Raw genomic sequence first — 1,379 nt, forward strand, 5'->3', positions numbered from 1 at the left:
GAGATATTGTCAAATCTGGTGTACGGCATCAGGCGGCATTCCTGTCTGATTGATCCTGTACTTGCTCACCGTCCTTGAACGGTACGTTGTTGACCACCAAGGTCAGCAGATTAAATCCTCTTATCCGTTGCCAACGCTTCTGCGCTGTTTCTAGTAGTTTGTAGACCATCGCTAACGTGGTCTCCCGTGAGCCGCAGTTGCGCGCTCGCTTTGTTCTCAGACGCACTGTTGAAAACGTCGATTCGATCGGATTTGTTGTCCGTATGTGCACCCAGTGCTCCGCTGGGAAGTCGTAAAAGGCCAGCAGTTCATCACGGTCTTTACGCAGCCTAGCCATCGCCCCAGGATATTTCGATTCGAACCGCACCAGTGCCCGGTCGTAGGCTTTATGGGCCTCCTCACGCGTAGCAGCCATCCAGATCTCGTGCAGCGCCGCTTTCACCTTTGGCTGCACCGACTTTGGGAGCACCGCGAGTATGTTCGCAGTCTTGTGTACCCAGCACCGTTGGTGACGCGTTTCAGGATAGCTCTTAGATAGCGCCTTCCAGAAGCCCAGAGCGCCATCACCCACGGCTAGCCTGGGGCTATGTGTCAGTCCTCTGGAGCGCAGACCCGCCAAGAGCTCGGTCCAGCTAGCCTCTGATTCGCGGTAGCCATCTTCAACGGCTACAAGCTCTTTGCGACCATGCTCTGTAACACCGATTATTACCAGTAGGCAGAGGCGGTCATCCATACGTACATTGCTGTACACCCCGTCAGCCCACCAGTAGACATAGCGTTTCCGGCTCAGGTCTCGTTGACTCCAGCTTCGGTGCTCATCGGTCCAATGCTGCTTCAGGCGGCTGATGGTATTAGCCGATAGCCCCTTAGCGTTGTCACCCAGTAACGCCGCCAGAGCCTCCTGATAATCACCGGTAGAGATCCCTTTCAGGTAGAGCCAAGGCAGTAGCTCTTCGATGCTCTTGGCACGCTTCAGATACGGCGGTAACAAGCTGCTGTTGAAACAAACACCTGAACCGCTGCGATCTCGAACCTTTGGCACCTTAACTTCGACTTCACCGATGCCGGTCTGGATGGTTCTCTCCGGCAAATAACCGTTGCGCACGATCGCCTGTCTGCCATCAGGTAACCGCTGTTGTGCATGTTCATCCAGCAGCGTTTGAAGCTCGGACTCGACCGCTTGAGCGATGAGATCACGGGCGCCTCGTCTCAGCAGTTCGGTCAACGGATCTGCTATCGGTAGTTCTGGTTGTGAAAGAGCGGTCAGGTTAGAATGAGTCATGGCGTATCACCTTCTGTTGGTTGAGATTCTTGCAGGAATCAATCAACAGGATACGCCATCCTTCTATCTCCCCGTACACCAGAAATGACCATAACTC

At 54.2% G+C, this 1,379-nt stretch carries 1 protein-coding gene; it reads right to left on the minus strand.

All coding sequences use genetic code 11. The features are described from left to right. Window positions 1-28: 28 nt before the first annotated feature. On the minus strand, window positions 29-1,282 hold the full coding sequence (locus XMA127_RS11680; RefSeq protein WP_173484790.1) for an IS256 family transposase: 1,254 nt from the start codon (window positions 1,280-1,282) through the stop codon (window positions 29-31). Window positions 1,283-1,379: the final 97 nt, after the last annotated feature.

The organism is Marinobacterium sp. xm-a-127, from assembly GCF_013283425.1.
In the GTDB taxonomy this organism is placed as follows: Bacteria; Pseudomonadota; Gammaproteobacteria; order Pseudomonadales; family Balneatricaceae; genus Marinobacterium_E.